Source organism: Flagellimonas halotolerans, assembly GCF_035818535.1.
Classification (GTDB): domain Bacteria; phylum Bacteroidota; class Bacteroidia; order Flavobacteriales; family Flavobacteriaceae; genus Flagellimonas; species Flagellimonas halotolerans.
Window position 1 is genome coordinate 587,643 of record NZ_JAYKYV010000001.1, and the last position, 24,110, is coordinate 611,752.

A 24,110-nucleotide genomic window follows, 5' to 3' on the forward strand; every position below is an offset into this window, starting at 1 on the left:
CGCACCCTACTTCAATTTATAGTTAGCGCCGTTTGTTTATTGCTCTCGATATCTGTTTTGGGTCAAACAAAGATGGATACCACCGTTGTATCCGATAGTCGGTATCTAGAGGATCAGTTTTATTTTGGAGTGGGCTATAATGTACTGTTGGATACCCCGGACCAAGTGGGCCAACAAAATCTATCCTATAATCTACAAGCAGGCTTTATAAAGGACATTCCCTTGAACCAAAAAAGGAATTTTGGTGTTGGTTTAGGGCTGGGATATGCTGTGAACTCGTATTATTCGAACATCGTTTCATCGAAAGAGTCCAATACTATTGTTTACCAAGTAATGGAGAGTTCCAACTTTAATAGGAGCAAGTTCGAAACCCATTCCATAGAATTTCCCTTGGAATTAAGATGGCGTACATCAACTGCGGAGGAATATAAGTTTTGGCGGATATACGCCGGTGCCAAATTGGGCTATGTGTTCTCGGGTAGGTCAAAATTAGTGACAGATAGCGGCAATGATTCATTTTCCAATAATGATGTTGAAAAATTCCAATATGGCCTTATGCTGAACTTCGGCTATAATACTTGGAACATTCACGCTTACTATGCATTACATCCATTGCTTAAAGAAGGGACTGCACTTAATGGAAATCCTATCGATTTTAGGGTGCTGCGTATTGGATTGATTTTTTACATCCTATAGCCAGTATTTCAGAATAATCAATTGGGAACAACATCCCAGAATAAAACCTATCAACAGTTCATTTTTAGTGTGTGCCTTCAGGTATAATCTTGAGGTGGCCACCAGTCCGGTAAAAAGGGTGAACAAGCTTATGGCAATGGTAATGTTGGTCTCAAAATGAATGCTCAACGCCACCATAAAGGTTAAGATGCTTCCCATGCCCAACAGGTGCATACTTGTTTTAAATTTAAAGAACAACAGGATCAAGGTCGCGCTGGTCGCAGTCAGAAGCCCTGTAAAATAGTAAAAAAGCTCGTGTACGTAATTATTGGGTATTACCTTGTACAATATCATTAAAAAGATGATACAACTTATATAAAGCGGGTATTTGCGTTCCTGTATGGTGGGCAGAAATATGGAGCTGATAACCCCGAGGTTCCTCAATATCAAGAAAAAGATAATGGGGATGATTACCGTAAGGATAAAAATGGGAAGTATATTCCCGCTTTGGGTTTGCAGAGTGCTATAGGGAGCCACCAAAAAATACACTATGGTACCTCCAATCGGTACAAACAACGGATGAAAGAGGTAGGAGATAATGTTGTATACGTGGCGCATCAAATCTCTTTTCTTAATCGAGCTACAGGTATGCCGAGCTGCTCCCGATATTTGGCAACGGTCCGCCGGGCTATGGGATAGCCCCTTTCCTTTAATATTTTTGCCAATTTTGCATCGGTCAAAGGTTTTTTCTTCTCCTCATCACGAATAACGGTCTCCAATATCTTTTTAATTTCCCTTGTGGATACATCTTCCCCTTGTTCGTTCTTCATGGATTCGGAAAAGAAATCCTTGATCAGTTTGGTGCCATAGGGTGTATCCACGTATTTGCTGTTCGCTACCCGAGACACGGTGGAAACGTCCATATCGATTTTATCGGCAATATCCTTTAGGATCATGGGGCGCAATTTTCTTTCGTCCCCCGTCATAAAATATTCCTTTTGATATTCCATAATGGTGTTCATGGTGATGAAAAGGGTTTGCTGACGCTGTCTTATGGCGTCTATAAACCATTTTGCGGCATCCAACTTTTGTTTGATGAACATGACCGTGTCCTTCTGGGATTTGGATTTCTCCTTGGCATTTTTGTATCCCTCCAGCATATTGCTGTAGTCTTTCGAAACATGGAGCTCCGGGGCATTTCGTCCGTTCAGGCTAAGTTCCAGTTCGCCATCCACTATTTTTATGGAGAAATCGGGGACAATATGCTCGATCATACGGGTATTTCCGGAATAGGAACCACCCGGTTTTGGATTGAGTCTTTCTATTTCCGAAATAGCCTCCTTGAGCTGTTCTTCGGTAACATGGTGTTTTTGTATAAGTTTGGAGTAATGCTTTTTGGTAAAGTGATCGAACGATCGTTCCAAAATGTTAATGGCCAGCTCAACGGAAGGTTTTTTTTCCTTGCGCTTTAGTTGGATGATCAAACATTCATCCAAAGATCGGGCGGCGACCCCCGGAGGGTCTAAATCTTGGACAACCTTTAGAATTTCCTCGATTTTATCCTCGTCCACATAAATGTTCTGGGTAAAGGCAAGGTCGTCCATAATATCTGGAAGCGGTCTTCGTATGTAGCCGCTTTCGTCCACACTGCCCACCAAAAACTCGGCAATGGCCCACTCCTGATCATCCAAGTAAGTCGTGTTCAACTGATTGATCAAGTATTGGTTGAATGATGTTCCAGCGGCATACGGCACCCTTTTGTCCTCATCGTCGGCACTATAATTATTCGCCTGGGTGCGGTAATCTGGAATTTCATCATCACTCAGGTAATCATCAATATTGATTTCTTCGGTGTCAATATTTTCATTGTCCGCCGAATCATCGTAGGTATCCTCGTAAACATCATCCAGGGCATCGGTTTCCTCCTTGCCACTTTCCAAAGCAGGATTCTCTTCCAGCTCTTGTTTTAACCTTTGTTCAAAAGCCTGTGTTGGCAATTGAATAAGTTTCATGAGCTGAATCTGCTGTGGAGACAGTTTTTGTGAAAGCTTAAACTGTAGATGTTGTTTCAGCATATTGATTGATGATTTACAATCGTAACTTTCCTTAAAATAATAAATTCAAATTAAAACTCGGCATTTTGTGGGGTTCTAGGGTAGGGGATTACGTCCCTGATATTGCCCATTCCGGTGGCGAATTGCACCATGCGCTCAAAGCCAAGTCCAAAACCACTGTGCACCGCAGTGCCAAATTTTCTCAAATCCAGATACCACCAAAGTTCTTCGGCATCAATATCCAGTTCCTTTATTTTTTGCTCCAGTACATCCAAACGTTCTTCCCTTTGGGAACCTCCGACAATTTCTCCGATACCCGGAAAAAGTACATCCATGGCGCGTACGGTTTTCCCATCCTCGTTCAAGCGCATGTAAAATGCCTTGATGTTTGCTGGATAATCAAAAAGAATTACGGGACATTTAAAGTGTTTTTCCACCAAGAAACGTTCGTGCTCGCTTTGCAAGTCTGCCCCCCAATCATCAATAGGGAACTGGAACTTTTTCTTTTTGTTCGGCTTGCTGTTCTTTAAAATATCAATGGCCTCGGTATAGGAAACCCTTTTGAAATTGTTTTCTACAACGAATTTCAATTTTTCGATCAAGGCCATTTCAGAGCGCTCGTTCTGAGGTTTGCCCTTTTCTTCGTCGAACAAACGTTTTTCCAAAAATTCCAAGTCATCTTGGCAATGGTCCAGCACGTATTGGATAATGTATTTGATAAAATCTTCTGCCAAATCCATGTTGGCATCCAAATCATAAAAGGCCATCTCGGGCTCGATCATCCAGAACTCGGCCAAATGACGTGATGTATTGGAATTTTCAGCTCTAAAAGTAGGCCCAAAAGTGTACACCTTGCCCAAGCCCATGGCGTAGGTCTCGGCTTCCAACTGACCTGATACGGTCAGATTGGTCTCCTTTCCAAAAAAGTCCTCGGAATAGTCCACTTCGCCATCGCTCTCCAAAGGTGGGTTCTTGGCATCCAAAGTAGATACACGGAACATTTCCCCGGCACCCTCGGCGTCGGAGCCTGTGATGATGGGTGCGTGCATATAGTAGAACCCATTTTGCTGAAAGTAGCTGTGAACGGCAAAAGAAAGTGCCGACCTAACTCGCATTACCGCGGAAAAAGTATTGGTCCGTACCCTAAGGTGCGCTTTTTCCCTTAAAAACTCCAACGAGTGCTTTTTGGGTTGAATAGGGTAGGTCTCCGGGTCTGCGGTACCGTGTACGAATATATCCGTAGCTTGGATTTCCACGCTTTGCCCTCGGCCTTGGCTTTCTTCCAAAGTCCCCGAGATTTTCAGGGCGGCACCTGTTGAAATCTGCTTTAGCAATGCTTCGTCCAAATTTTCAAAGTCCACGACACATTGCAGGTTATGTATGGTGGAACCATCGTTCAATGCGATAAATCGGTTGCTCCTAAATGTTTTTACCCATCCATTTACTTCAACGGAATCTCCTACGGGTTGCTTTTCCAGCAATTCTTTTATGGAATAAGACATCATTCTAAAACTATAGTGATTTAGTTGGTAAAGATAGGTTTTTGATAAAAAACGATGGCAATGGAATGGCCTAATTTATGGCCGTTTCAAACACTATTTGTCCTTTGGGTTGTCCTCGTCCTTGGGCAAAATGTCTATTTGAGGTTTTTTGAGTACCTGCTTGTTGGCAATGCTTCTTTCCAAGGAGAGGAGAAGTGACGGCAACAAGATCAAGTTAGAGAGCATGGCAAACAACAAGGTGGCCGAAACCAACCCTCCCAATGCTTTGGTACCCCCAAAACTGGAAATGATAAAGACGGAGAATCCAAAGAACAAGACTATGGAAGTGTAAAACATGCTCACCCCGGTCTCGCGCAAGGCAGCGTACACCGATTTTTTGATGTGCCAGCGATGGGCAGTGAGTTCTTGCCTGTATTTGGCCAAAAAGTGAATGGTATCATCCACCGATATGCCAAATGCAATACTGAATACCAGGATAGTGGATGGTTTTATGGGCACCCCCAAATAACCCATGACACCGGCTGTAATAACCAGGGGCAACAAATTGGGCACCAAGGATATGATGACCATTTTATAGGATCGGAACAGATAGGCCATAAAAAGCGAGATCAATCCAATGGCCAATGCCAGAGACAATAATAGGTTTTTGACCAAGTACTTTGTTCCCTTTAGGAACAAGAGGGCTTTTCCGGTCATAAAAACATCGTATCGTCCCGAAGGAAATTGCTTTGTGATCGCTTCTTGCAGGTCTTTTTCAATTTCCTCCATACGGTCGATTTTTACATCGCGCATATAAGTCGTTAAACGGGCTGTTTGTCCCGTACTGTCCACAAAGCTTTGGAGCAGTTCATTGGTTCCATCAGTTGATGACTTTTGAACAGCGTTCATAATGAATGTGTTCTCTTGACTGGTGGGCAGTTGATAGTATTTTGGAATCCCGTTGTAAAAAGCCTGTTTAGAGTATTTGACCAAATCAACAATGGAGATGGGCCGCGATAGTTCTGGAATTTCATCGATTACGCCGCCCAATCGGTCCATTCGTTTAAGCGTAGCAGGCTTTACCACCCCATTTTTGCGTTTGGTGTCCACTACAATTTCCATCGGCATGATGCCGTCAAACTCAGCCTCAAAAAACTGGATGTCCTTGTAAAAGTGACTTTTCTTTGGGAGGTCTTCAATTCTACTTCCAGTGATTCGCATCTGGTAAATCCCGATAATGCTCAATACCAAAACTGCGACCGTGGTAATGTAAACGCCAATCCTGTGGTTTCTTACCATGTTTTCCATCCAGTTGACAAACAAGTCCATCCATTTTTTGTTCAAGTGCTTTAAGTGCTTGGTTTTTGGAAGCGGCATAAAGCTGTAAATAATGGGTATGATCAACAGGGAAAGAATAAAAATCCCAATGATGTTGATGGAGGCGACGATACCAAATTCCCTGAGGAGGTCACTGTCCAAAATAATAAAGGTAGCGAAGCCTGATGCGGTGGTAATGTTCGTCATTAAGGTGGCATTGCCAATCTTGGAGATTACCCTTTGTAAGGAAAGTGCTTGATTTCCGTGTTTTTTTACTTCTTGCTGATATTTGTTGATCAAGAAAATACAATTGGGAATACCGATTACAATGATCAATGGCGGAATCAAAGCGGTAAGAATCGTAATTTCGTATTGTAAAAGCCCAAGTATTCCAAAGGCCCACATTACTCCAATGATTACTACGCACATGGAGATGAAAGTAGCCCTGAAACTTCTAAAGAAAAAGAAAAAGATGATGGAGGTAACAAGTAGGGCACCTACGATAAAAAGTCCGATTTCATCAACAATGGATTTTGTGTTCCAAGTACGGATGTAGGGCATTCCCGAAATACGGACGTCCATATTGGTTTCTTGTTCAAAATCCTCTACAAGCTCGGCAAGATCATTGAGTATAAATTCGTTTCTAACCGCCGTGTTCATAATGTCTTTATCCAAATAAATCACGGTTTGGATGGTTCCGCTTTTGGGATTGTAGACCAAATTATCGTAGAAAGGAAGTTCTGTGAACAAATGGTTGGTAAGGGAATCTATTTCCTGTTTGGTCTTGGGAGGGTGGGCTATTAAAGGCTCCATGGAGAACGTTTGGGTGTCGTTATCCTTGATGAGCTCCTTTAAATTCTCCAAAGAGATTACATAGTCAACTTCCGGAAAAGCATCGAGTTGTTTGCTCAAGGTATTCCATCGGTTAAAGTTTTTTGGGGTAAACAGTGAGGAATCCCTAATGGCCAAAACTATGGCGTTGCCTTCTTCGCCAAAAATTTTGGTAAATGCATTGTACTGGATACTAGCTGGATGGTCATCGGGCAATATATTGGCCTCGGTGTTGGAAAATTGCATGTTTTTCCATTGCATGGCCAAGAAAACGGTAAAGCCGGCAACCGCCAAAAGAATCAAGATTCTATTGCGGAGTATAATTCTTGCGACCTTTGGCCAAAATCCTTTAGTGAGCTTTGCTACCATCTGGGTTTTGTTGGGCGCAAAGGTAGAAAATGATATGTTGTGTTCCTAGGAAAGGGGCTGGTCAAAATCCAAATTTTACACCTTCATTATTTCAGCCTCTTTTGTGGTCAAGATGGCATCAACTCTATCACTGTACTTGTTGGTTAGTTCTTGCACATCAACTTCGGCGTTTTTTAAAAGGTCTTCGGAAATGTCCAATGCTTTTAATTCCTTGTTGGCTTCTTGTCTGGCACTGCGGATACTTACTTTGGCGTCTTCGGCTTCGGCCTTGGCCTGTTTTGTCAACTGTACTCTCCTTTCCTCTGTTAATGGGGGTACGTTAATGATTACCATTTCTCCATTGTTCATGGGATTGAAGCCCAAATTGGCGTTCATGATGGCAGTTTCAATCTCCCCCAGCAGGTTTTTTTCCCAAGGTTGAACGGAGAGCGTTCTTGCATCGGGGGTATTGATGTTGGATACTTGGGAAAGCGGGGTTTGAGAACCGTAGTAATCCACCATTACAGTGGAAAGCATCATGGGACTGGCTTTGCCTGCCCTAATCTTTGTCAATGCCTTTTGCAAGTGCTCAATACTTGCCTCCATACTTTCTTTTGTGCTATCAAGAATAAATTTTACCTCTTCGTCCATAACTTTCAAATTTATAAAACTAAAACCAAAGTATATGCCAATTTAAACATTGACCACGGTTCCGATATTTTCCCCAGATACTATTTTCATTAAGTTACCTCGTGTGTTCATGTCGAACACCACAATGGGCAGCTCATTTTCCTGACTTAATGTGAACGCTGTCGTATCCATCACTTTAAGTCCTTTGGAAAGCACTTCGTTAAAGGAAATGGAATCGAATTTAGTGGCGTTTTTGTCTTTTTCGGGATCGGATGTGTAAATACCGTCAACACGGGTGCCTTTTAAAATTACATCTGCCTTTATTTCGATGGCTCTCAAAACTGCAGCGGAATCCGTGGTGAAATATGGATTTCCCGTTCCGCCTCCAAAGATGACCACTCTTCCTTTTTCCAAATGGCGGATGGCCCTTCTTCGGATAAAGGGCTCGGCAACCTCATTTATTTTGATGGCCGATTGCAGCCTTGTCTGCACTCCTTTTATCTCTAGGGCGCTTTGCAATGCCAAACCATTGATTACCGTGGCCAACATGCCCATGTGGTCTCCTTGTACCCGATCCATGCCTTGGCTGGCTCCTGCGAGGCCCCTAAAAATGTTTCCTCCACCGATTACGATGGCCACTTCAACACCTTTATCGATTACAGATTTTATTTCTTCGGCATATTCATCCAACCGGTTGGCATCAATGCCATATTGTTGTTCGCCCATTAAGGCTTCTCCACTTAATTTTAATAAAATTCTTTTGTAATGCATTGAGAGTTTCTTGAAGTCCGGACAAAAATAATCAAAATTATTTATGGGAAATGAAGAATTAAGGGTTTGATATGGACATAAAAAAACCGCTTCTGTTGGGAAGCGGTTTTTTGAATTTATTGTTGTGGTGAATTAGCCCAATGCCACTCTTGAAAAACTGGTGACTTCCAAGCTGGAATCCACCGACTTAACGTATTGGGCAACACTTTGTTTGCTATCTTTAATAAAAGCTTGGTTCACCAAAGTGTTGTCTTTAAAGAAACGCTGTAATTTGCCTTGGGCAATTTTGTCCAACATTTCCTCTGGTTTGCCTTCTTCGCGCAATTGATCTTTCGCTATCTCGATTTCCTTATCGATGATGGATTGATCAACTCCTTCTTCGTTCAAGGCAACAGGATTCATAGCGGCAGCTTGCATAGCTACGTCTTTTGCAGCTTCCGCAGCGCCATCAACATTGGCGGACAAACCTACCAAAGTGGCGATTTTGTTACCTGCATGGATGTAAGAACCTACGAAAGGGGCGTTCAATCTTTCAAAACTTCCAATCTCGATTTTTTCACCGATTACACCGGTTTGCTCTGTCAATTTATCGGCAACGGTCATTCCATCAAAAGAGGCGGCTAGGAAATCGTCTTTGCTATCGAAACCAAGTGCCAAATCGGCTAAGTCGTTAGCAAGTTTTACAAAGCTATCGTTCTTGGCAACAAAGTCGGTTTCGCAGTTCAAGGAGATAACGACACCTTGTGTGCTATCGCTGTTTACTTTTGCGATGGCTGCACCTTCTGAAGATTCCCTGTCAGCTCTTTTTGCTGCAACTTTTTGACCTTTTTTTCTAAGGATCTCAATTGCTTGGTCGAAATCACCTTCGGCTTCGACCAAAGCTTTTTTACAATCCATCATTCCAGCTCCAGTGGCCTTTCTTAATTTATTTACTTCTGCGGCGGTAATCTTTGCCATTTTTTTTCTTTTTTAAATTTTACGTAAAGTAAAACACTGTAATAGTGTTTTTGTTTAGGACAATGTTAAATCAGCGGGTTTATTCAACACCACCTTTTACGTTGTCTTGCCATTCTTTAAGTTCGTCCCATTTTCCATCGGCAGCCATTTTAGCTTGTTTTGGCCAAGATGTTGGATCCAAGTGGGCTAAAGTTGAGCTGGCCTCGGTCAGGATTTCCTTAACTTTTTCGGCATCGGCATCGGCTAGGTCGGCGTAAGTATTTACTCCGTTGGCAACAAGAGCTTCGGCAGCTTTTGGTCCAATACCTTCAATTTTGGTAAGGTCGTCCGGTTTTGCCTCTTCTTTTGCTTCTTTTTTGGGAGCTTCGGCCTCAGCTTTTTTGGCTGGTTTTTCCTCAGCGGCCTTTTCTTCCTTTTTTGGTGCGGCCTCAGCTTTTTTCTCCTCTTTCTGGGAGTCTTCTTCTTTGTCCTTTCCGTTGTTTTTCTCGCTCTTGCGCTCTTCCAAACCTTCGGCCACTGCTTGGGTTACGGATTCCATGATCGCTTCGATGGATTTACCTGCATCGTCATTGGATGGGATGGCGTAATCAACATCGCGAGGATCGGAGTTGGTGTCTACCATTGCAAAAATTGGAATGTTCAATTTTTGGGCCTCTTTAACTGCGATGTGCTCACGCATGGTATCAACAATGAAAAGTGCGCCTGGCAAACGGGTCATGTCGGCAATGGAACCTAAGTTCTTGTCCAACTTGGCACGCAAACGGTCAACCTGCAATCTTTCTTTTTTGGAAAGGGTGTTGAATGTACCGTCTTTTTTCATGCGGTCGATAGCTGCCATTTTTTTAACAGCTTTACGAATGGTTACAAAGTTGGTCAACATACCACCTGGCCATCTCTCGGTGATGTACGGCATGTTTACTTTGGATACTTTGTCCGCGACAATGTCCTTTGCTTGTTTTTTTGTGGCTACAAATAGGATTTTTCTTCCTGAGGATGCAATTTTTTTAAGGGCTTCGTTGGCTTCCTCAAGTTTTGCAACTGTTTTGTAGAGATTGATTACGTGAATTCCGTTACGCTCCATGTAGATGTAGGGAGCCATGTTCGGATTCCACTTTCTTGTTAGGTGTCCAAAATGCACACCTGCTTCCAGTAAGTCTTTTACTTCAATTTTACTTGCCATTTTTTGTACTTAGTTTACGTTCCGTTGTAGTAGCAATGCATTGGTGGTCACAAAACTTTGTTCGCCCAACCCATTTAGATGCTAAACTAGTTTCCAAAAAGTTGAATTGTTAATCCCTTTTGGAACAACGACAACTTGGTTAAAAATTTAACCCTGAAAGTATAGTACATAATTTCAGGGTTTTCAATGAACTTATCTATAATTGAATGCCGGAGCACCCAAAGTATATTAACGTTTGGAGAATTGGAATTTCTTACGGGCTTTCTTCTGACCGAATTTCTTTCTTTCCACCATTCTTGGGTCTCTTGTCAATAGGCCTTCTGGCTTAAGAATCCCTCTATTTTCCGCGTCTATTTCGCACATTGCTCTGGACAGAGCCAAACGAACAGCTTCTGCCTGACCTGTGATACCGCCACCGAAAACATTTACTTTTACGTCGTAATTGCCGTCAGTTTCAGTTAAAGTGAAAGGCTGTTTCACTTTATACTGCAATGTACCTGTGGTAAAGTAATCGTTAAGATCTCTTTTGTTTACCGTGATGTTCCCAGATCCTTCGGAAACATATACTCTGGCCACGGCGGTTTTTCTTCTACCTATCTTATGAACCACTTCCATTATTTGTAGTCGTTTAAGTTTATTGCTTTTGGTTTTTGCGCTTCTTGCCCGTGCTCAGCACCAGCATATACCTTCAGGTTTCTGAACAGGTCGGCTCCAAGTTTGTTTTTCGGAAGCATTCCTTTTACAGAACTCTCGATGATGCGCTCAGGATGTTTTTCCAATACTTCTCTGGCAGCAGCGGAACGTTGTCCACCTGGATACCCAGTATATCTTTGGTATTCCTTTTCATCCCACTTGTTGCCTGACATGTCGATTTTTTCGGCATTGATGACAATAACATTGTCTCCACAATCAACATGAGGGGTAAAGTTGGTTTTATATTTCCCTCTAAGTATTTTGGCTACTTTAGACGCCAATCTTCCTAAGGTCTGTCCTTCAGCATCAACCAATAACCATTGTTTGTCAACAGTAGATTTATTGGCGGAAATAGTTTTATAACTTAATGTATCCACTTCTCGAATATTATTGATTTAATAACCTATCCCGAATAACGGGCTGCAAATGTACAATTATTAGATTGAATTACAAACGGTTGATCGGGAATATTTTTATACTTTTTTCTAATTCAATCTTATTGATTGCCCAAGGCCCAGGAATGTAGTGACCATAAAATTATTAAGATAGCTGTTGTTCCATGTCCTGTATCTGATAACGGAAAGTTGTTATGCGCTTTCGGTTGTTTTCCGGAGTGCCTGTACCAAAGCCTCATTCGCCTCGGCATCACCTATGGTAATCCGTACTTTGCCCGGGGCACCAAATTGCGAAACAGGTCGAACCATAATACCCTCTTCCATCATTTTATCCGTGAACCCCATTTCGGACAATGGCGGGTCAATGATAAAAAAGTTGGCTTGGCTTGGCCAATATTTGATGCCCAATTCATCAAAGGCCTTGGCAATAAAAGTTCTGCCTTCCAAAACGGTTTTTACGGTTTCGGCAATAAATTCGGTATCATTTAATGCTCCGATGGCTGCTTCAATGGAAGTCAATGGAAGCAAAAAAGGCTTGTGGATCAAGCGAACGTAGTTGGCAATGGTAGCCGTGGTGTAACCGTATCCGATACGCTGCCCTGCGAGACCGTATGTTTTGGAAAAACTGTTGAGTCCAACCACGTTGTGGCCTTCCAACACATAAGGCAATGCGGTCACATAATCTTCGGCATCCGCAAAATGTCGATAGACCTCATCGAACACCACCACTATGTTTTTGGGAACACGGGCCATAAAATGATCCATTACCGATTTTGGGATGTAAGTGCCCGTAGGATTGTTGGGACTGGTCAAGAAAATCACCTTGGTTTTCTCGTTTATGGCATTCAAAATACCCTCCACATCCAGTTCGTAGTTGGGGGCCAAAAGGGGAATATCCACTTGGTTGGCGCCATACCATCTGGAAAAAACGGAGTAGGGCAGGAAGCAGGGATTGGAAAAAATCACCTCGTCCCCTTCATTGATAAAAGCCCGAAGAATAATGTCGATAACTTCCGAACCGCTATTGCCGCACAAGAATTGGTCGGCACTCAACCGACCATCAAAATCTTGAACCAGAGCCTCACGCAAACGAATATCGGTTTGGTCGGGGTAAATATTGATGTTGTCCAAAGCCGCTTTCATTGCGGCAACGGCCTTGGGCGAAGCGCCCAATGGATTTTCGTTGGAGGATAGCTTATATATTTTTTTGTTGGACGGGGGAATATTTTTTCCGCCTTTATAGACCTCTTTCGGCACCAAATGAGGTTTGAAGATGGAATCGATGTCTTTTTTCATTTTTCTGATTGAATTTTAGAATAAGAATTTTATCAAATCCCTACCACCGTACAGTACCCTTATTATGCGTACATAACCCTCCATTTTACGATAGAATATAATATGGGAAACGTAAGGGAAACTAAAAAGTCCATCCTTGATTTCCTTTCTTTCTTTTCCTATATCGGGATTTTTGGCAATTGCTTCAAAGTGATTGTTCATGCCAATTAGATATTCAATGGCTTTAGAGGCAACGAATTTGTGCTCCCCATATTCAAAAATATTCTCAATATCATCATCTGCTTCTTGTGATAGAACGTAGTCGTTTATCATCCATTTCTTTTTGAAGCAATGATTTCCTCCATGGTTCTTTGGCTGTCGGGTCCCTTCCAGCCTTTCTCTATTTCATTTCTATGGTCATTAATGACCTTGTCCCTATAAATTTTGTGTAAACGTAAGGCGTCACGAATAACTTCGCTATTATTTTGATATTCCCCAGTGGCAACTTGTTCGGTAATATATTCTTCCTGTTTTTTGGTAAAACTGACATTCATGACAAACAACTTATTGATTACTCAAAATTATGAAACATGTCTATATTTAGTAAATATGGATGTGGGTTAAATGTTTTAGTTGAACTATCACAATCTCTCCGCAAACAATAAATAAGCCATTGCCTTTACAGCATCACCATCTTCCAATAGCTGTTTGGCCAAAGTATGCAGTTCGGTTTTGGAGGCATTTTGTACTCCTTCGTTCTCAACAATCGCTTTAATTTCCTTCGAAGAAGGAACATTTTCCAAATTTCCCAAGCGGCCCAAATTGTTACCTGTGAGCACATCGCTCTCACGGATGCCTTTGGGCAATGCATCCACCCCAATGCCGTGGGTGCGGATGGGCTTTGGAATCTCGAACAAGGACTCTTTGATGGCTCGGATATACCAATTGCCCCCCATACGGCCCACCAAATCCAATTTTTCGGTATCCAGCACACCATTGGTAAAGTAGTGATCGTTTACATGGATCATATCAACCTGTGCAATGATCAAATTTCCCGCACCAGGGGTTTGCGCCAATTCAACCACTTCCAAAACAGTGCATTCAAAGGAAACGGGAGCCTCGCCCACTCGGGGCGGTTTTACTTTTACACTGGGCACTTCGGTAAAACCAGCTTTCACAAATTCATTAACGCCCTTGTCGTAGGCCGTGCTGGAAAGCGACATTTGCTCTGCCATCGCATGGTTTACCACGTTGATGACCACTTCGGGCACTTCCACCACATTTTGGTGGGTATGTTTCAAGGAATTGTCCCTACCGCTCCTCGCTGGCGAAAATACCATCACAGGCGGATTGGAACTGAACACATTAAAAAAACTGAACGGGCTCAGGTTTACATTGCCGGCCGCGTCCACCGTACTTGCAAAGCAAATCGGTCTGGGAGCTACCGCGGTAGATAAAATACTGTACAGTTCGGGTTGTGGTATTGTATTTGGGTCTATGGTTTTGATCATATGCTATTCTTCTATCATTCCCACAAAGGTGGGAATCTCTAGTTGGTTTCCTATGTCATTCCTGCGAAAGCAGGAATCTTTAATTCGTTTTTTTCTGATTTGTCATATCGAGGGCAGTCGAGATATGGTTATTTTTTAGATGACATTTCGACTGCTCCTTCGACTTCGCCCAGCTACCAAAATTATTTAGCAGGCAACACTTTTGTGCTTACTTCACCAAATCCGACTCTAATATCGCCCTTTTTGGCTAAACCGCGCATAATCACCGTGTCGCCATCCTGTATAAATTTTCGTTCGCTGCCATCTTTCAGTTTGATGGATTTTGTACCTCCCCAGGACAATTCGAGCATGGAGCCAAAACTGTTTTCTTCCTTGCCCGAAATGGTTCCCGAAGCCATCATGTCACCAATATTGATGTTGCACCCATTTACGGTATGATGCGCCAATTGTTGGGTCATGTTCCAGTACATGGATTTAAAGTTGCTAAAGCAAACTGTGGTTTCTTCACCTTGTTCTGGGGCAATGCTTACTTCTAAATCAATATCGTAATTCTTCGCACCCTCAAATTGCAAATAAGGCAATACTTCTGGCTCTTGTTTGGGGCCATCTATTCTAAAGGGTTCCAAGGCCTCCAAAGTAACCACCCAAGGCGAAATGGATGAAGCGAAATTCTTGGCCAAAAATGGGCCGAGTGGCACATATTCCCATTTTTGAATATCACGCGCCGACCAATCGTTGAACAATACCAGCCCGAAGATATGATTCTCGGCTTTTTTTGTTGAAACGGATTCGCCCAATTGGGTGTCTTTTCCGCAGATGAAACCCATTTCCAGTTCAAAATCCAAGCGTTGCGTAGGACCAAAAATTGGAGCTTCTGCACCCTTGGGAAGTGTTTGGCCTTTTGGCCGATAAATGGGTTGTCCGCTCACGATAATGGAACTTGCCCGACCGTGATACCCAACGGGAATATGTTTCCAATTGGGCAACAGGGCATTTTCCGGATCCCGGAACATTTTCCCCACATTGGTGGCGTGTTCCAAGCTGGAATAAAAATCGGTATAATCGCCAACGGCAACGGGCATGTGCATTTGGGCTTCCGATTGCTTCACAAAGAGTTCGGGCTTTCCAGCCAAAACAGAATCATCATTCTTTAGCCAATACTGAATCTTTTTGCGTACCCGGGTGGTGATTTCTTTCCCGAGGGAAATAAAATCATTCAAGGTGTCCTTTTCCAACAATGCCGTGTTGAAGTCAAAAACGTCCAATTCGGCTACGGCGGCCAAATCCAAAATATGTTCACCAACGGCAACGCCTATTCGCGGGCTTCTACCTTTAGTGGAAAAAATCCCAAAGGGAATATTGTGAATCGAAAAATCTGAGTTTTCGGGTATTTCTATGATCATGTAACTTTTTATATGCCATTCCCGTGAAAACGGGAACCTTATCTCTTTGTCATTTCTAACTGTCGGCTCGAGCGCAGTCGAGAGCGATAAACAACGCCTTCTTTTCTCGACTGCGCTCGAAATGACAGAAGGCAAGAAAAGGAGTCCGAATATTTACTCCAACCACGATTTATAATACTTGCCATCATCAATTTTGAGGGCATTTTTAGTCACCTGTAAAGGTTTAAAGGTATCTATCATCACCGCCAACTCCTCGGTTTCTTTTTTGCCGATACTGGCTTCATAAGTTCCGGGGTGCGGCCCGTGCGGAATACCTGCGGGATGCAACGAAATATAACCTGGGCCAATACCGGTCCTGCTCATAAAATCACCATCTACATAATACAATACTTCATCCGAATCTATATTGGAATGATTGTATGGGGCGGGTATGGATTTTGGGTGATAATCGTACAATCTGGGACAGAACGAACATACCACAAAGGCACCCGTCTCAAAAGTTTGATGCACAGGTGGCGGTTGATGCACACGTCCTGTAATCGGCTCAAAATTATGGATGGAAAATCCGTAGGGGAAGTTATAACCGTCCCAACCAACCACATCAAAAGGATGCGTGGCATAAACGAGTTGGTGCAACATACCCTGTTTTTTGATTTTCAAAAGAAATTCTCCTTTTTCATCAAAAGTTTGAAGGTCCTGCGGCAATTTGTAATCGCGTTCGCAGAAAGGGGAATGTTCCAAAAGCTGCCCAAACCAGTTACGATACCGTTTTGGGGTATAAATTGGGTGGAAGGACTCGGCATATAAAATGCGGTTGTCCTCCGTGTCAAATTCTATTTGATAGATCATCCCACGCGGAATGATGAGGTAATCCCCATATTCAAAAGGGATGTTCCCCAAAAAGGTTTTTAAGGTTCCCGATCCTTTGTGGATAAAGAGCATTTCATCCGCATCGGCATTTTTATAAAAATAGTCCGTTACGGATTTTCTGGGTGAGGCCAAACCTATGTGAACATCGTTGTTTACCAATAGCGGTTCGCGCGCTTCCAAAAAATCATCTTTTGGGGCTACATCAAAACCGATTAATTTTCGGCTGGTGATGTTCTTTGCCACCGCAATCTTTGGGCTTACGTCCAAGGCCTTACCAATTTCCTTGACCTGAGTGGGTCGGTGAACGTGGTAGGACAGTGAGGACATCCCATCAAAACCGATAGTGCCGAAAAGCTGCTCGTAGTAGAGGCTGCCGTCCGGTTTCTCGAATTGGGTATGCCGCTTTGGCGGAATTTTTCCGAGTTTATGATAAATAGGCATTGCTTTGGTTTTAAGTGATAAGTGTTAAGTCATGGGCGTACATCAATACCCAAAACTTAACACCTATAATTTACAATTTTTAGTGCAAAGTGCCTCGAAGCTCTTGCTCACGCTCAATGGCCTCGAACAGTGCCTTAAAGTTACCCTTTCCAAATGATTGTGCGCCCTTTCTTTGAATAATTTCGAAGAACATGGTTGGTCTGGGCTCTACTGGCTTGGTAAAGATTTGCAGCAAGTACCCCTCGTCGTCACGGTCTACCAAGATGCCCAATTCTTTCAATGGGGCAATATCCTCGTCAATTTCACCGACACGGTCGGTTACGGCATCGTAGTAAGTGGTCGGAACCCGAAGGAACTCCACGCCACGGCTTCTTAAATCGCGTACGGTTTGGATAATGTCGTCGGTGGCAACGGCAATATGCTGAACGCCTTCGTCTTCATAAAAATCCAGATATTCCTCCACTTGTGATTTTTTCTTTCCCTTTGCAGGTTCATTGATCGGGAATTTGATGCGTCCGTTCCCATTGCTCATTACCTTGCTCATCAAAGCCGTGTAGTCCGTGGAAATATCCTTGTCATCAAAAGATAGGATGTTTTTGAACCCCATAACATCCTCGTAGAACTTCACCCAATGGTTCATTTTGTTCCAACCTACATTGCCTACCATGTGATCTACAAATTTTAGGCCCGTAGGTTCTGGGTTGTAATCCGGGGTTTCCCATTTTTTGTATCCGGGAAGGAATGTGCCATTATAATCCTTGCGTTCCACAAAAATATGCACGGTCTCTCCGTAGGTGTAAATCCCGGAACGCACCACTTTTCCATTCTTGTCCTCTTCAACCCTTGGCTCCATGTAGGATTTAGCACCTCTTTCCATTGCATTGTTATAGGCTTGGGTGGCATCATCCACCCATAGGGCCACAACTTTTACGCCATCGCCGTGCTTGTCGATGTGTTTTCCAATCTCTGTTCCACTCTTTAAGGGAGAGGTAAGCACCAAACGAATTTTATCCTGAACCACTACGTAACTTTCACGGTCTTTTAGTCCAGTTTCCAATCCAGCCTGTGCGTAGGATTGAAAACCAAAGGCGGTTTTGTAATAATGTGCCGCTTGTTTGGAGTTTCCTACATACAATTCGATGTAATCCGTCCCATTGATGGGCATAAAGTCTTCAGATGTATTTGTTCCTTTTGGAAGTGTTGATGTCTCCATGGTCTTTTATAAATTTTTTATTGTCTAGTATTATATTGTTGCATCAACAACAAAAATAATGATTTTGAGATACGAAAACGATTTTGTTGGTTGAAATTTGAGTTAAAATTGATACAGTGGTGAGGCATGGCCGAACAACTAAATCGGAATCCCTATTTTTGTGGCTATTCTCAAAAATATGCTCAATCGTATAGATGAAATACAAGGGATGGGGTTCCACTTGGATTTGGTGCTCCGTAAAATCCAAAAGGCGTATTTACGCACCTTTAATGAGCTTGGAGTGGATACGACCATTGAGCAATGGGTGATTCTCTATCAAATTCATCAACTTGGTGAAAATGCCAGTCAGCGTGATATTGTGAATGAAAATTTTCGCAATCGCGCCACTACCTCCAGGGTTATTGGTGGCTTGGAGCGCAAAGGTTGGATTTCCAAGACCCGTTTTGAAGGTGACCAAAAGCGTTTTAAACTGGAACTCACCCCAAAGGGAAAGGAAATTCTGGACACTACCTTGCCCAGCGCACTGCAACTGCGAAAACTGGCCATAAAGGATGTGGATACATCCGAGTTTGAGACCTTTTTAAGGGTATTGGATAAAATAGGGGGGAATTACGAAGAAAATGAGCCCCAATAATTCAATACCAAACCGGCGATGGTGGCCAATCCAATAATCAGAATAAATATTAAACTTAGTTTACGGAACTTTTCTTGTGGGATGTAATGCAGTATTCTTTTTCCCAAATACGTGCCCACCAAACCAATTACGAACAAAAAGGGAAGATAGGTCAATTCTTGTTTGCCGATGTAGCCATTTCCGTAGTACACAAAGGTGCGGGAGAAATCGATCATAAAATCAATAAAGGCGGAAGTGGCAATAAAGGCACTTTTTTCCAAATTGAAGGCAGCCATGGTCAATCCGCGGATAGCGCCTCCTGTGCCCAAAAGACCGGCAGAGAACCCTGATAATGCACCTCCGATCACAGAATTCTTTTTGTTTGGAAGTATAATGATCTCGCTTTTTATGAGAAACAGTAGACTAAAGGCAACCAGAAATACGCCCAATACAATTTCCAGTGCACTGCTGTTTACTATTTTAGAGAGAAACCCACCCACAATCACGAAGAGCACCGAGGGGGCACCTATGTAAAGCAGCAGCTTTTTGTCCAATCCTTTTTTGAACAGAAAGATCTTACTAAGGTTGCTGGATAGGTGGAAAATGGCCGTCATGCCCAGCACGGAATAAAAATCAAAATAAAAGTTGCCCAGCGGTACAAAGAACACTGATGAGCCAAAACCTCCAATGGTTCCTATGATCTCGGCAAACAGTGCAAGCAATAAAAAAATGTAGTTGATCTTCATACTTCCGAAAGATAGTACGGTATGCTGTATGGAAGTTAAATTTATGTCATTTTAACCTAAAAAAATCTTAAAAAGCATGTTTCGGGTTAATCTAGCATATAAAATGGATAATCTGTTGGACGTCCGGTTAGGAAAACCACTGCAACTTTGTACCTGTATAAGTTAGATGTACAATTGCTATGAAAAAGACGAATTTTTATCCAACAATATGGTCAATAGCTGCTTACACCCCGAGTGTAATGGCAGACTGGTATGGGACCGAAGCCAAAGGAGCCGAGTTGATCTTGAAAAATGAGGCCGCTACAGCGCTCCATGTTTCAGAAATGACCCTTAACATTACCAAGCTCTCGGCTATGGATGAGCACGGTAATGAGCACTTTATTATAGATTTTCCCGGTCAAAACCCGGTAACCTTAAAAGGTATAGCTTCCGGAAACTTTATGCGTTCCAAAAGCGTACTTTCCTTGCCCGAAGGTAAATACACTGCATTGCGTTTTTATACGGCAGGATGGGGAAACCAGTTTGTATATCGGGATGGGGCAGCCGAATCTGCCAACTCGTTCAACCGTCTGGATTTTCAGATTGAAGATGGTTTTACGGTGGAGGAAGGCAACGCCCCGGAAGTTAAATTGTGGTTTGACTTTGCTCCCTACCAGTGGAAGCGACACTTTAAACCGCTTACGGATTTGTTTATTGGGAGCAAAAGTCAAAAACCACGATTGGCCAATAGCTTTGGCAATTGATCAATATGCTATGAAAAGGAATGAAAAAGGCACCGTTTGTGTGCCTTTTTTAATTTTGTGGAAAGGGTTACCAAAAACTTTTAAAAAAGAGACTTTTAATAATCCGAATATTCGGTAGGGTATAAGAACCAAATATCGGCATGGGATACATTGTTTTCATACTTGGGCATGGCGATGAGTTCCTTCCATTCCGGTGCATTCACAAAAGCTTCCCAATTTTTCTCTCTTGTGGCCATATCATTGTGGGTTGTCATATACATTAAATTGGGCATGTTGGCCCCTGAAAGTACCTCGCCATAAAACACGGCGTTGAAGCCCAATCGGTCAAAAAGCGGGATTTCGCCTCCTGCATTGAACATATCCACCTTGTTACGATAGTATTTTTCCGTAGCGGATTCATAGCTTCTCAGTTCGTACACACGTTCCGACCTTGGACTATCCAAATTGGGGGTTTTCATTTTTGGCATATCGTGAAAGGATCGCATCAGGATGGACTGGATGCGATCATAGGGCGGGTTATCGTAATTGGAATTGATGTACGCATTTCCTGCTGCGGTATATTCCTCGTCTTCCAAGAGTTTGTTGTCCAGTTCTGTGAACTGTTGCAAACCTTTAAGAGGAAGAAGCACGTAGGTTTTTTGAACCGTGTCTGTTTCATTGGTGCGAAATTTAAAAACACCCACTTTATCAATGCCCTGTTTCTTAACCGCAGGTATAAAGGCATTTTTCAAATAATTGTCTGTAGCAGCTATTTGGTCTTCGGAACTAAAAGAATAGATTTTTAGTTGATAGAACTCCCGTTCATCTTGTACGGTTTCGGGAGTTTCGGGAGTTGCAGTGGTTTCGGGCTTTGGATTGCCACAGCTTGCCAATGCTACTGTAAGCAATAACAAAAGTAGTTTGATAGTTTTCATATTTAGGTGCAGTTTAAGTGAGTTCTAAAAGTAGAATCAAAAACAATGGTTGAAGATAGGGATTTATTTGATGACTGTTTCGCCGGCTAAAACCATATGATTGGTTATTGGGTTTTCTGTAATTTGTTCTTTGAAGCCAATGCGGCCAAGCCCAAAATAGGCCCCAAAGCCAGAATAATATAAACCGTATTGGAGTTTGTCAAGGTCCTCATTTCATTGAGCAATTGTATGCTGACAATGGTGATGGCAAAACCAAAGCAGTTTACAATGGTCAGGGCCGTGCCCTTTACTTCTGGCGATGCATTTTGAGCCACCAATGTTGAAAATAGGGGGGAATCTGCGATGACCACCATTCCCCAAAACATAAGAAAGGAGACAAACAGCACTTCAGATTGCTGGGCAAAAAGCAACGGAGACATCAAACAGCAAGCACAGGAAAGTAAGAGTACCATAAAGGCCACCCGTTTAGTTCCTGCAACCTGTGCTACATATCCGCCAAATACACAGGCCAAACCACCGATTCCTATGATAAAGAACGACAAAAGGGGTATGTTGAATGTTGTTGCCGGGTGAACCAATGCATAGGTTTGCAGCATGATGGGAACAAAGGCCCAAAACGCATAGAGTTCCCACATGTGACCAAAATAGCCAAAGGCCGCTGAGCGAAAGCTGCCATTCCCAAACACTTTTAAAAAAGCAGATAATTGTAATTGTTGACCCCGTTTCCGGTACGGGCCATCGGGAACCAAACTGACCATTAAAGCTCCGCCCAAAACCGCTAAGGACGAAGTGGCCATCAGCACTGTTTTCCACGACAAGGTGTGTGTCATCTCTTTTAATAAATGTGGAAATGCCGTGCCGACCACCAATGCCCCTACCAAATACCCAAGGGATTTTCCAAGGCCTTTTTCATAATAATCTGCCGCTATTTTCATTCCCACGGGATAGATGCCTGCGAGAAAAAAACCTGTTAAAAAACGAAAGAAAAGGATGCTTGCCAACCCATTGCCCTCCCAAATCACGCCCAAATTGAAAAGTGCCCCTAAAACAGCACAGGAAAAAAATACTTTGGAAGGCGAAAACCTATCCGAAATAGATAGGATGGCGAATAGCAAGGTGCCCACTATAAATCCAAATTGAACTACGGAGGTTAAATGTCCCACGGCACTTTCACTTAACCCAAAAGTGGCTACCAAGTCGCGCATTACCCCATTGCCCGCAAACCAAAGCGAGGTACAGCAAAATTGCGACAACACGATGATTGGGAGTATGGTTTTGGAGGGTTTCATTGAGGGGTTTTAAATAAGTTCAATAAATCTTTTAAATATGTCCAAACTACTCCATTTCAATTCTTGATATAATTGATGCCAAAATCCCATTCATTAAGCTGAAGGAAAAAATTTTCAGGTCATTGGCTGCCTTCCAATGAACAATCAATAAATGTTATCTGAATTTTTGACCTATTCTGTAATTCAAGAATGAGTTGAACAAACCTTTCTTCTTTTTCAGTTTTATTTGGTCCAAAAATATTCCTCGCCAATTATTTACCTCTATTAGATTTTTAACCTTTTCCGAAATCAGAATCGGTCGGTTTGCACCTCCTCCACTACCAAACCATTCATAAGTTCTAACAAAGTCGGGTAAATTCACAAAGGCATCAATATCGAATGTCATTTTTTGGCCTTGCGGGAAATTATATTTTTTCTGCCCACAAAATGGCCCCTTCATCAATTGACTATCTATCTCCTTTAGAAATTTCAATGATTTTTTGTCTTTTGGATATTTACATTTTTCGGCTGTAAGATTATCTGTGATTAATGCTTCGGGCAATATTGTATCAACGTGAAGTTGATAAATCGTTTCGAGTTCCTTTTCGGATTTGTGAAGTATTGGCCTTGAAAAACTAATTCCGGTAATTCCGTTTTTTTCAAATGCCATTTTCACCGATTCATGAACAAAAATTTGGTCAAAAACCCAATTCAGTCCAAGAAATTGAAGGTTCTTGGCCTTAGGCTCACTTTTGAACCTGAATGGATTGTTTTGCGAAATTCCAATATGACAGCTGGGGCAACCAATGTTTGGCTCATAGGTTATTTTCAAATATCCAAAGTTATCTTCTGGCTGTGGATATCCAATTTGCCCTGTTTCGATATGATACCAATTAGTCATTTATGGTTTATACTATTTCTTCCGTTTCGCCCTCGGTTTTTTTACCTCCTCCACGATGGGTGTTCACAATAATGCCCACTTGTACAAGGCGGTCGGTGATGTCCTTGTCCACCTCCATGGGCTCGGCCAATGTCCGGTTTACGGCGCCCGGGATGATCGGCTCAATGAACAAAATGCGGTTGTTGTTCTCCAGCCCAATGACCCAAAAGTGCTCCCGGTTCTGGTCTATTTTGTCCTCCCGCAAGAGAATGCACTGCATAATGCCGTACAGGTCGTCCGAGTTCAGGATTTTGATCTTTTGGTCTTCTATGGGTTTAATCCATGGATTAAAGATAGTTGATTACAGGAAATTCCGTGTAATCAAAGCAAGTTATCCAAATCTTGCCTTCCCACAATGGCCATGATTTCAACCCTATCATTGTTCAATCTAAAAAATATACTGTCCAAACCACAGACACAGCGCCTATGCCCTTTTTTGCCATGATCTATGGATTCAAAGGAAAACGGTTTTTGGGCAATTCGATCAAAATGTTCAAAAAAAGCATGAAAATAGGTGTCGGCCTGTGCCATGCCCAATTTTACAACGCCGTAGTGGTGAATGCGAATCAAATCTTCCTTGCCCTCGTTGCTCAACCTATACCGGGCCACCCAAAGAGGATTTGGATTGCTTTAAAACCCATCCTTGCTATCCGTAGTGAACCCGCTGTTTTCGGCCTTGGTGAGTTTGGCCCGTATCCAGTACAATTGAGCCTGTTGGTTCCGTGCTTGTCGGATAAGGTCGTTTACCAATTCGCTTTTGCTGGAATACTCTTTACTGTCCACTTGGGATTTTAACCACTCATCATTGGGTTCAGTAAGGGAAATGCTCTGTCTTGCCATG

27 protein-coding genes are annotated in these 24,110 nt (G+C 42.6%); 3 read left to right on the plus strand and 24 right to left on the minus strand.

The annotated features are described in order from the left end of the window. Positions 1-72: 72 nt before the first annotated feature. Positions 73-696 carry a porin family protein gene (locus VM932_RS02710; protein WP_326277031.1) on the plus strand — a complete coding sequence of 208 codons (624 nt, stop codon included), beginning with the start codon at positions 73-75 and terminating at the stop codon, positions 694-696. On the opposite strand, the gene VM932_RS02715 is transcribed toward VM932_RS02710, so the two are convergent. The 17 genes from VM932_RS02715 to hppD all read right to left on the minus strand — a co-directional run bounded on the left by VM932_RS02715 (position 691) and on the right by hppD (position 18,045). Continuing rightward, positions 691-1,293 (minus strand): hypothetical protein, encoded by a 603-nt coding sequence (locus VM932_RS02715; RefSeq protein ID WP_326277032.1) that lies wholly within the window; start codon positions 1,291-1,293, stop codon positions 691-693. The two genes, VM932_RS02710 and VM932_RS02715, sit on opposite strands and share 6 nt — an antisense overlap. Beyond that, positions 1,293-2,750 (minus strand): RNA polymerase factor sigma-54, encoded by a 1,458-nt coding sequence (gene rpoN / locus VM932_RS02720; protein WP_326277033.1) that lies wholly within the window; start codon positions 2,748-2,750, stop codon positions 1,293-1,295. Before rpoN ends, VM932_RS02715 begins: the two co-directional genes overlap by 1 nt. Before the next feature lie 50 nt (positions 2,751-2,800). Continuing rightward, on the minus strand, positions 2,801-4,234 hold the full coding sequence (gene asnS / locus VM932_RS02725; protein ID WP_326277034.1) for an asparagine--tRNA ligase: 1,434 nt from the start codon (positions 4,232-4,234) through the stop codon (positions 2,801-2,803). 90 nt (positions 4,235-4,324) lie between these two features. Further along, positions 4,325-6,727: an efflux RND transporter permease subunit gene (locus VM932_RS02730; protein WP_326277035.1), complete on the minus strand. Its 2,403-nt coding sequence runs from the start codon at positions 6,725-6,727 to the stop codon at positions 4,325-4,327. A 75-nt stretch (positions 6,728-6,802) separates the two neighbouring features. After that, positions 6,803-7,357, minus strand: coding sequence for a ribosome recycling factor (gene frr, locus VM932_RS02735; RefSeq protein ID WP_293167177.1), 555 nt, complete (start codon positions 7,355-7,357; stop codon positions 6,803-6,805). A 42-nt stretch (positions 7,358-7,399) separates the two neighbouring features. Next, on the minus strand, positions 7,400-8,107 hold the full coding sequence (pyrH, locus tag VM932_RS02740; protein ID WP_014033137.1) for a UMP kinase: 708 nt from the start codon (positions 8,105-8,107) through the stop codon (positions 7,400-7,402). A gap of 132 nt (positions 8,108-8,239) precedes the next feature. After that, positions 8,240-9,064 (minus strand): translation elongation factor Ts, encoded by an 825-nt coding sequence (tsf, locus tag VM932_RS02745; protein ID WP_163625397.1) that lies wholly within the window; start codon positions 9,062-9,064, stop codon positions 8,240-8,242. A gap of 79 nt (positions 9,065-9,143) precedes the next feature. Beyond that, positions 9,144-10,244 carry a 30S ribosomal protein S2 gene (gene rpsB, locus VM932_RS02750; RefSeq protein WP_326277036.1) on the minus strand — a complete coding sequence of 367 codons (1,101 nt, stop codon included), beginning with the start codon at positions 10,242-10,244 and terminating at the stop codon, positions 9,144-9,146. A gap of 228 nt (positions 10,245-10,472) precedes the next feature. After that, positions 10,473-10,859 carry a 30S ribosomal protein S9 gene (gene rpsI / locus VM932_RS02755; RefSeq protein WP_014033140.1) on the minus strand — a complete coding sequence of 129 codons (387 nt, stop codon included), beginning with the start codon at positions 10,857-10,859 and terminating at the stop codon, positions 10,473-10,475. Beyond that, the gene (gene rplM, locus VM932_RS02760; RefSeq protein WP_326277037.1) at positions 10,859-11,314 is read right to left on the minus strand and encodes a 50S ribosomal protein L13; all 456 of its coding nucleotides are present in this window, start codon (positions 11,312-11,314) and stop codon (positions 10,859-10,861) included. The genes rpsI and rplM overlap by 1 nt, the downstream gene beginning before the upstream one ends. A gap of 210 nt (positions 11,315-11,524) precedes the next feature. Continuing rightward, complete coding sequence (locus tag VM932_RS02765; RefSeq protein ID WP_326277038.1) at positions 11,525-12,628, minus strand: pyridoxal phosphate-dependent aminotransferase; 1,104 nt, start codon at positions 12,626-12,628, stop codon at positions 11,525-11,527. A gap of 15 nt (positions 12,629-12,643) precedes the next feature. Then, positions 12,644-12,940, minus strand: coding sequence for a type II toxin-antitoxin system RelE/ParE family toxin (locus VM932_RS02770; RefSeq protein WP_326277039.1), 297 nt, complete (start codon positions 12,938-12,940; stop codon positions 12,644-12,646). Continuing rightward, positions 12,937-13,161 (minus strand): type II toxin-antitoxin system ParD family antitoxin, encoded by a 225-nt coding sequence (locus VM932_RS02775; RefSeq protein ID WP_326277040.1) that lies wholly within the window; start codon positions 13,159-13,161, stop codon positions 12,937-12,939. Before VM932_RS02775 ends, VM932_RS02770 begins: the two co-directional genes overlap by 4 nt. An 87-nt stretch (positions 13,162-13,248) precedes the next feature. After that, on the minus strand, positions 13,249-14,118 hold the full coding sequence (locus VM932_RS02780; RefSeq protein ID WP_326277041.1) for a flavin reductase family protein: 870 nt from the start codon (positions 14,116-14,118) through the stop codon (positions 13,249-13,251). A 182-nt stretch (positions 14,119-14,300) separates the two neighbouring features. Then, the gene (gene fahA / locus VM932_RS02785) at positions 14,301-15,521 is read right to left on the minus strand and encodes a fumarylacetoacetase (protein WP_326277042.1); all 1,221 of its coding nucleotides are present in this window, start codon (positions 15,519-15,521) and stop codon (positions 14,301-14,303) included. 153 nt (positions 15,522-15,674) lie between these two features. Beyond that, positions 15,675-16,832, minus strand: a complete 1,158-nt coding sequence (locus tag VM932_RS02790) for a homogentisate 1,2-dioxygenase (RefSeq protein WP_326277043.1) — start codon at positions 16,830-16,832, stop codon at positions 15,675-15,677. A 79-nt stretch (positions 16,833-16,911) separates the two neighbouring features. Further along, positions 16,912-18,045 carry a 4-hydroxyphenylpyruvate dioxygenase gene (gene hppD, locus VM932_RS02795; protein WP_326277044.1) on the minus strand — a complete coding sequence of 378 codons (1,134 nt, stop codon included), beginning with the start codon at positions 18,043-18,045 and terminating at the stop codon, positions 16,912-16,914. Positions 18,046-18,223: 178 nt separating this feature from the next. Here hppD and VM932_RS02800 point away from each other — a divergent pair, with 178 nt between their 5' ends. Continuing rightward, positions 18,224-18,679 (plus strand): MarR family winged helix-turn-helix transcriptional regulator, encoded by a 456-nt coding sequence (locus VM932_RS02800; RefSeq protein ID WP_326277045.1) that lies wholly within the window; start codon positions 18,224-18,226, stop codon positions 18,677-18,679. On the opposite strand, the gene VM932_RS02805 is transcribed toward VM932_RS02800, so the two are convergent. Further along, positions 18,655-19,404, minus strand: a complete 750-nt coding sequence (locus tag VM932_RS02805; protein WP_326277046.1) for a sulfite exporter TauE/SafE family protein — start codon at positions 19,402-19,404, stop codon at positions 18,655-18,657. The two genes, VM932_RS02800 and VM932_RS02805, sit on opposite strands and share 25 nt — an antisense overlap. A gap of 179 nt (positions 19,405-19,583) precedes the next feature. Here VM932_RS02805 and VM932_RS02810 point away from each other — a divergent pair, with 179 nt between their 5' ends. Beyond that, positions 19,584-20,147, plus strand: a complete 564-nt coding sequence (locus tag VM932_RS02810) for a hypothetical protein (RefSeq protein ID WP_326277047.1) — start codon at positions 19,584-19,586, stop codon at positions 20,145-20,147. Between the two features lie 95 nt (positions 20,148-20,242). Here VM932_RS02810 and VM932_RS02815 read toward each other — a convergent pair whose 3' ends face one another. The 6 genes from VM932_RS02815 to VM932_RS02840 form a co-directional block, all read right to left on the minus strand. After that, positions 20,243-21,061 (minus strand): NIPSNAP family protein, encoded by an 819-nt coding sequence (locus tag VM932_RS02815; protein ID WP_326277048.1) that lies wholly within the window; start codon positions 21,059-21,061, stop codon positions 20,243-20,245. Positions 21,062-21,165: 104 nt separating this feature from the next. Then, positions 21,166-22,350: an MFS transporter gene (locus VM932_RS02820; protein ID WP_326277049.1), complete on the minus strand. Its 1,185-nt coding sequence runs from the start codon at positions 22,348-22,350 to the stop codon at positions 21,166-21,168. A gap of 154 nt (positions 22,351-22,504) precedes the next feature. Beyond that, positions 22,505-23,230, minus strand: coding sequence for a hypothetical protein (locus VM932_RS02825; protein ID WP_326277050.1), 726 nt, complete (start codon positions 23,228-23,230; stop codon positions 22,505-22,507). Positions 23,231-23,237: 7 nt separating this feature from the next. Next, positions 23,238-23,489: a JAB domain-containing protein gene (locus tag VM932_RS02830; RefSeq protein WP_326277051.1), complete on the minus strand. Its 252-nt coding sequence runs from the start codon at positions 23,487-23,489 to the stop codon at positions 23,238-23,240. Positions 23,490-23,590: 101 nt separating this feature from the next. After that, a complete protein-coding gene (locus VM932_RS02835) occupies positions 23,591-23,878 on the minus strand; it encodes a type II toxin-antitoxin system RelE/ParE family toxin (protein ID WP_326277052.1) in 288 nt (95 codons plus the stop codon). Positions 23,879-23,899: 21 nt separating this feature from the next. Next, positions 23,900-24,109: a ribbon-helix-helix domain-containing protein gene (locus VM932_RS02840; RefSeq protein WP_326277053.1), complete on the minus strand. Its 210-nt coding sequence runs from the start codon at positions 24,107-24,109 to the stop codon at positions 23,900-23,902. Position 24,110: the final 1 nt, after the last annotated feature.

Excerpts from the sequence above, each read along its gene's own strand:
- VM932_RS02770 (WP_326277039.1), bottom strand. The coding sequence starts at position 12,940 with ATGATAAACGACTACGTTCTATCACAAGAAGCAGATGATGATATTGAG.
- VM932_RS02830 (WP_326277051.1), bottom strand. The coding sequence starts at position 23,489 with ATGCAGTGCATTCTCTTGCGGGAGGACAAAATAGACCAGAACCGGGAG.
- rpsB (WP_326277036.1), bottom strand. The coding sequence starts at position 10,244 with ATGGCAAGTAAAATTGAAGTAAAAGACTTACTGGAAGCAGGTGTGCAT.
- VM932_RS02825 (WP_326277050.1), bottom strand. The coding sequence starts at position 23,230 with ATGACTAATTGGTATCATATCGAAACAGGGCAAATTGGATATCCACAG.
- VM932_RS02730 (WP_326277035.1), bottom strand. The coding sequence starts at position 6,727 with ATGGTAGCAAAGCTCACTAAAGGATTTTGGCCAAAGGTCGCAAGAATT.
- VM932_RS02810 (WP_326277047.1), top strand. The coding sequence starts at position 19,584 with ATGAAAAAGACGAATTTTTATCCAACAATATGGTCAATAGCTGCTTAC.
- VM932_RS02815 (WP_326277048.1), bottom strand. The coding sequence starts at position 21,061 with ATGAAAACTATCAAACTACTTTTGTTATTGCTTACAGTAGCATTGGCA.
- VM932_RS02715 (WP_326277032.1), bottom strand. The coding sequence starts at position 1,293 with ATGCGCCACGTATACAACATTATCTCCTACCTCTTTCATCCGTTGTTT.
- asnS (WP_326277034.1), bottom strand. The coding sequence starts at position 4,234 with ATGATGTCTTATTCCATAAAAGAATTGCTGGAAAAGCAACCCGTAGGA.
- pyrH (WP_014033137.1), bottom strand. The coding sequence starts at position 8,107 with ATGCATTACAAAAGAATTTTATTAAAATTAAGTGGAGAAGCCTTAATG.
- VM932_RS02765 (WP_326277038.1), bottom strand. The coding sequence starts at position 12,628 with ATGAAAAAAGACATCGATTCCATCTTCAAACCTCATTTGGTGCCGAAA.
- VM932_RS02805 (WP_326277046.1), bottom strand. The coding sequence starts at position 19,404 with ATGAAGATCAACTACATTTTTTTATTGCTTGCACTGTTTGCCGAGATC.
- tsf (WP_163625397.1), bottom strand. The coding sequence starts at position 9,064 with ATGGCAAAGATTACCGCCGCAGAAGTAAATAAATTAAGAAAGGCCACT.
- VM932_RS02710 (WP_326277031.1), top strand. The coding sequence starts at position 73 with ATGGATACCACCGTTGTATCCGATAGTCGGTATCTAGAGGATCAGTTT.
- VM932_RS02800 (WP_326277045.1), top strand. The coding sequence starts at position 18,224 with ATGCTCAATCGTATAGATGAAATACAAGGGATGGGGTTCCACTTGGAT.
- VM932_RS02775 (WP_326277040.1), bottom strand. The coding sequence starts at position 13,161 with ATGAATGTCAGTTTTACCAAAAAACAGGAAGAATATATTACCGAACAA.
- VM932_RS02820 (WP_326277049.1), bottom strand. The coding sequence starts at position 22,350 with ATGAAACCCTCCAAAACCATACTCCCAATCATCGTGTTGTCGCAATTT.
- VM932_RS02840 (WP_326277053.1), bottom strand. The coding sequence starts at position 24,109 with ATGGCAAGACAGAGCATTTCCCTTACTGAACCCAATGATGAGTGGTTA.
- VM932_RS02790 (WP_326277043.1), bottom strand. The coding sequence starts at position 16,832 with ATGCCTATTTATCATAAACTCGGAAAAATTCCGCCAAAGCGGCATACC.
- rpoN (WP_326277033.1), bottom strand. The coding sequence starts at position 2,750 with ATGCTGAAACAACATCTACAGTTTAAGCTTTCACAAAAACTGTCTCCA.
- VM932_RS02780 (WP_326277041.1), bottom strand. The coding sequence starts at position 14,118 with ATGATCAAAACCATAGACCCAAATACAATACCACAACCCGAACTGTAC.
- rpsI (WP_014033140.1), bottom strand. The coding sequence starts at position 10,859 with ATGGAAGTGGTTCATAAGATAGGTAGAAGAAAAACCGCCGTGGCCAGA.
- hppD (WP_326277044.1), bottom strand. The coding sequence starts at position 18,045 with ATGGAGACATCAACACTTCCAAAAGGAACAAATACATCTGAAGACTTT.
- frr (WP_293167177.1), bottom strand. The coding sequence starts at position 7,357 with ATGGACGAAGAGGTAAAATTTATTCTTGATAGCACAAAAGAAAGTATG.
- fahA (WP_326277042.1), bottom strand. The coding sequence starts at position 15,521 with ATGATCATAGAAATACCCGAAAACTCAGATTTTTCGATTCACAATATT.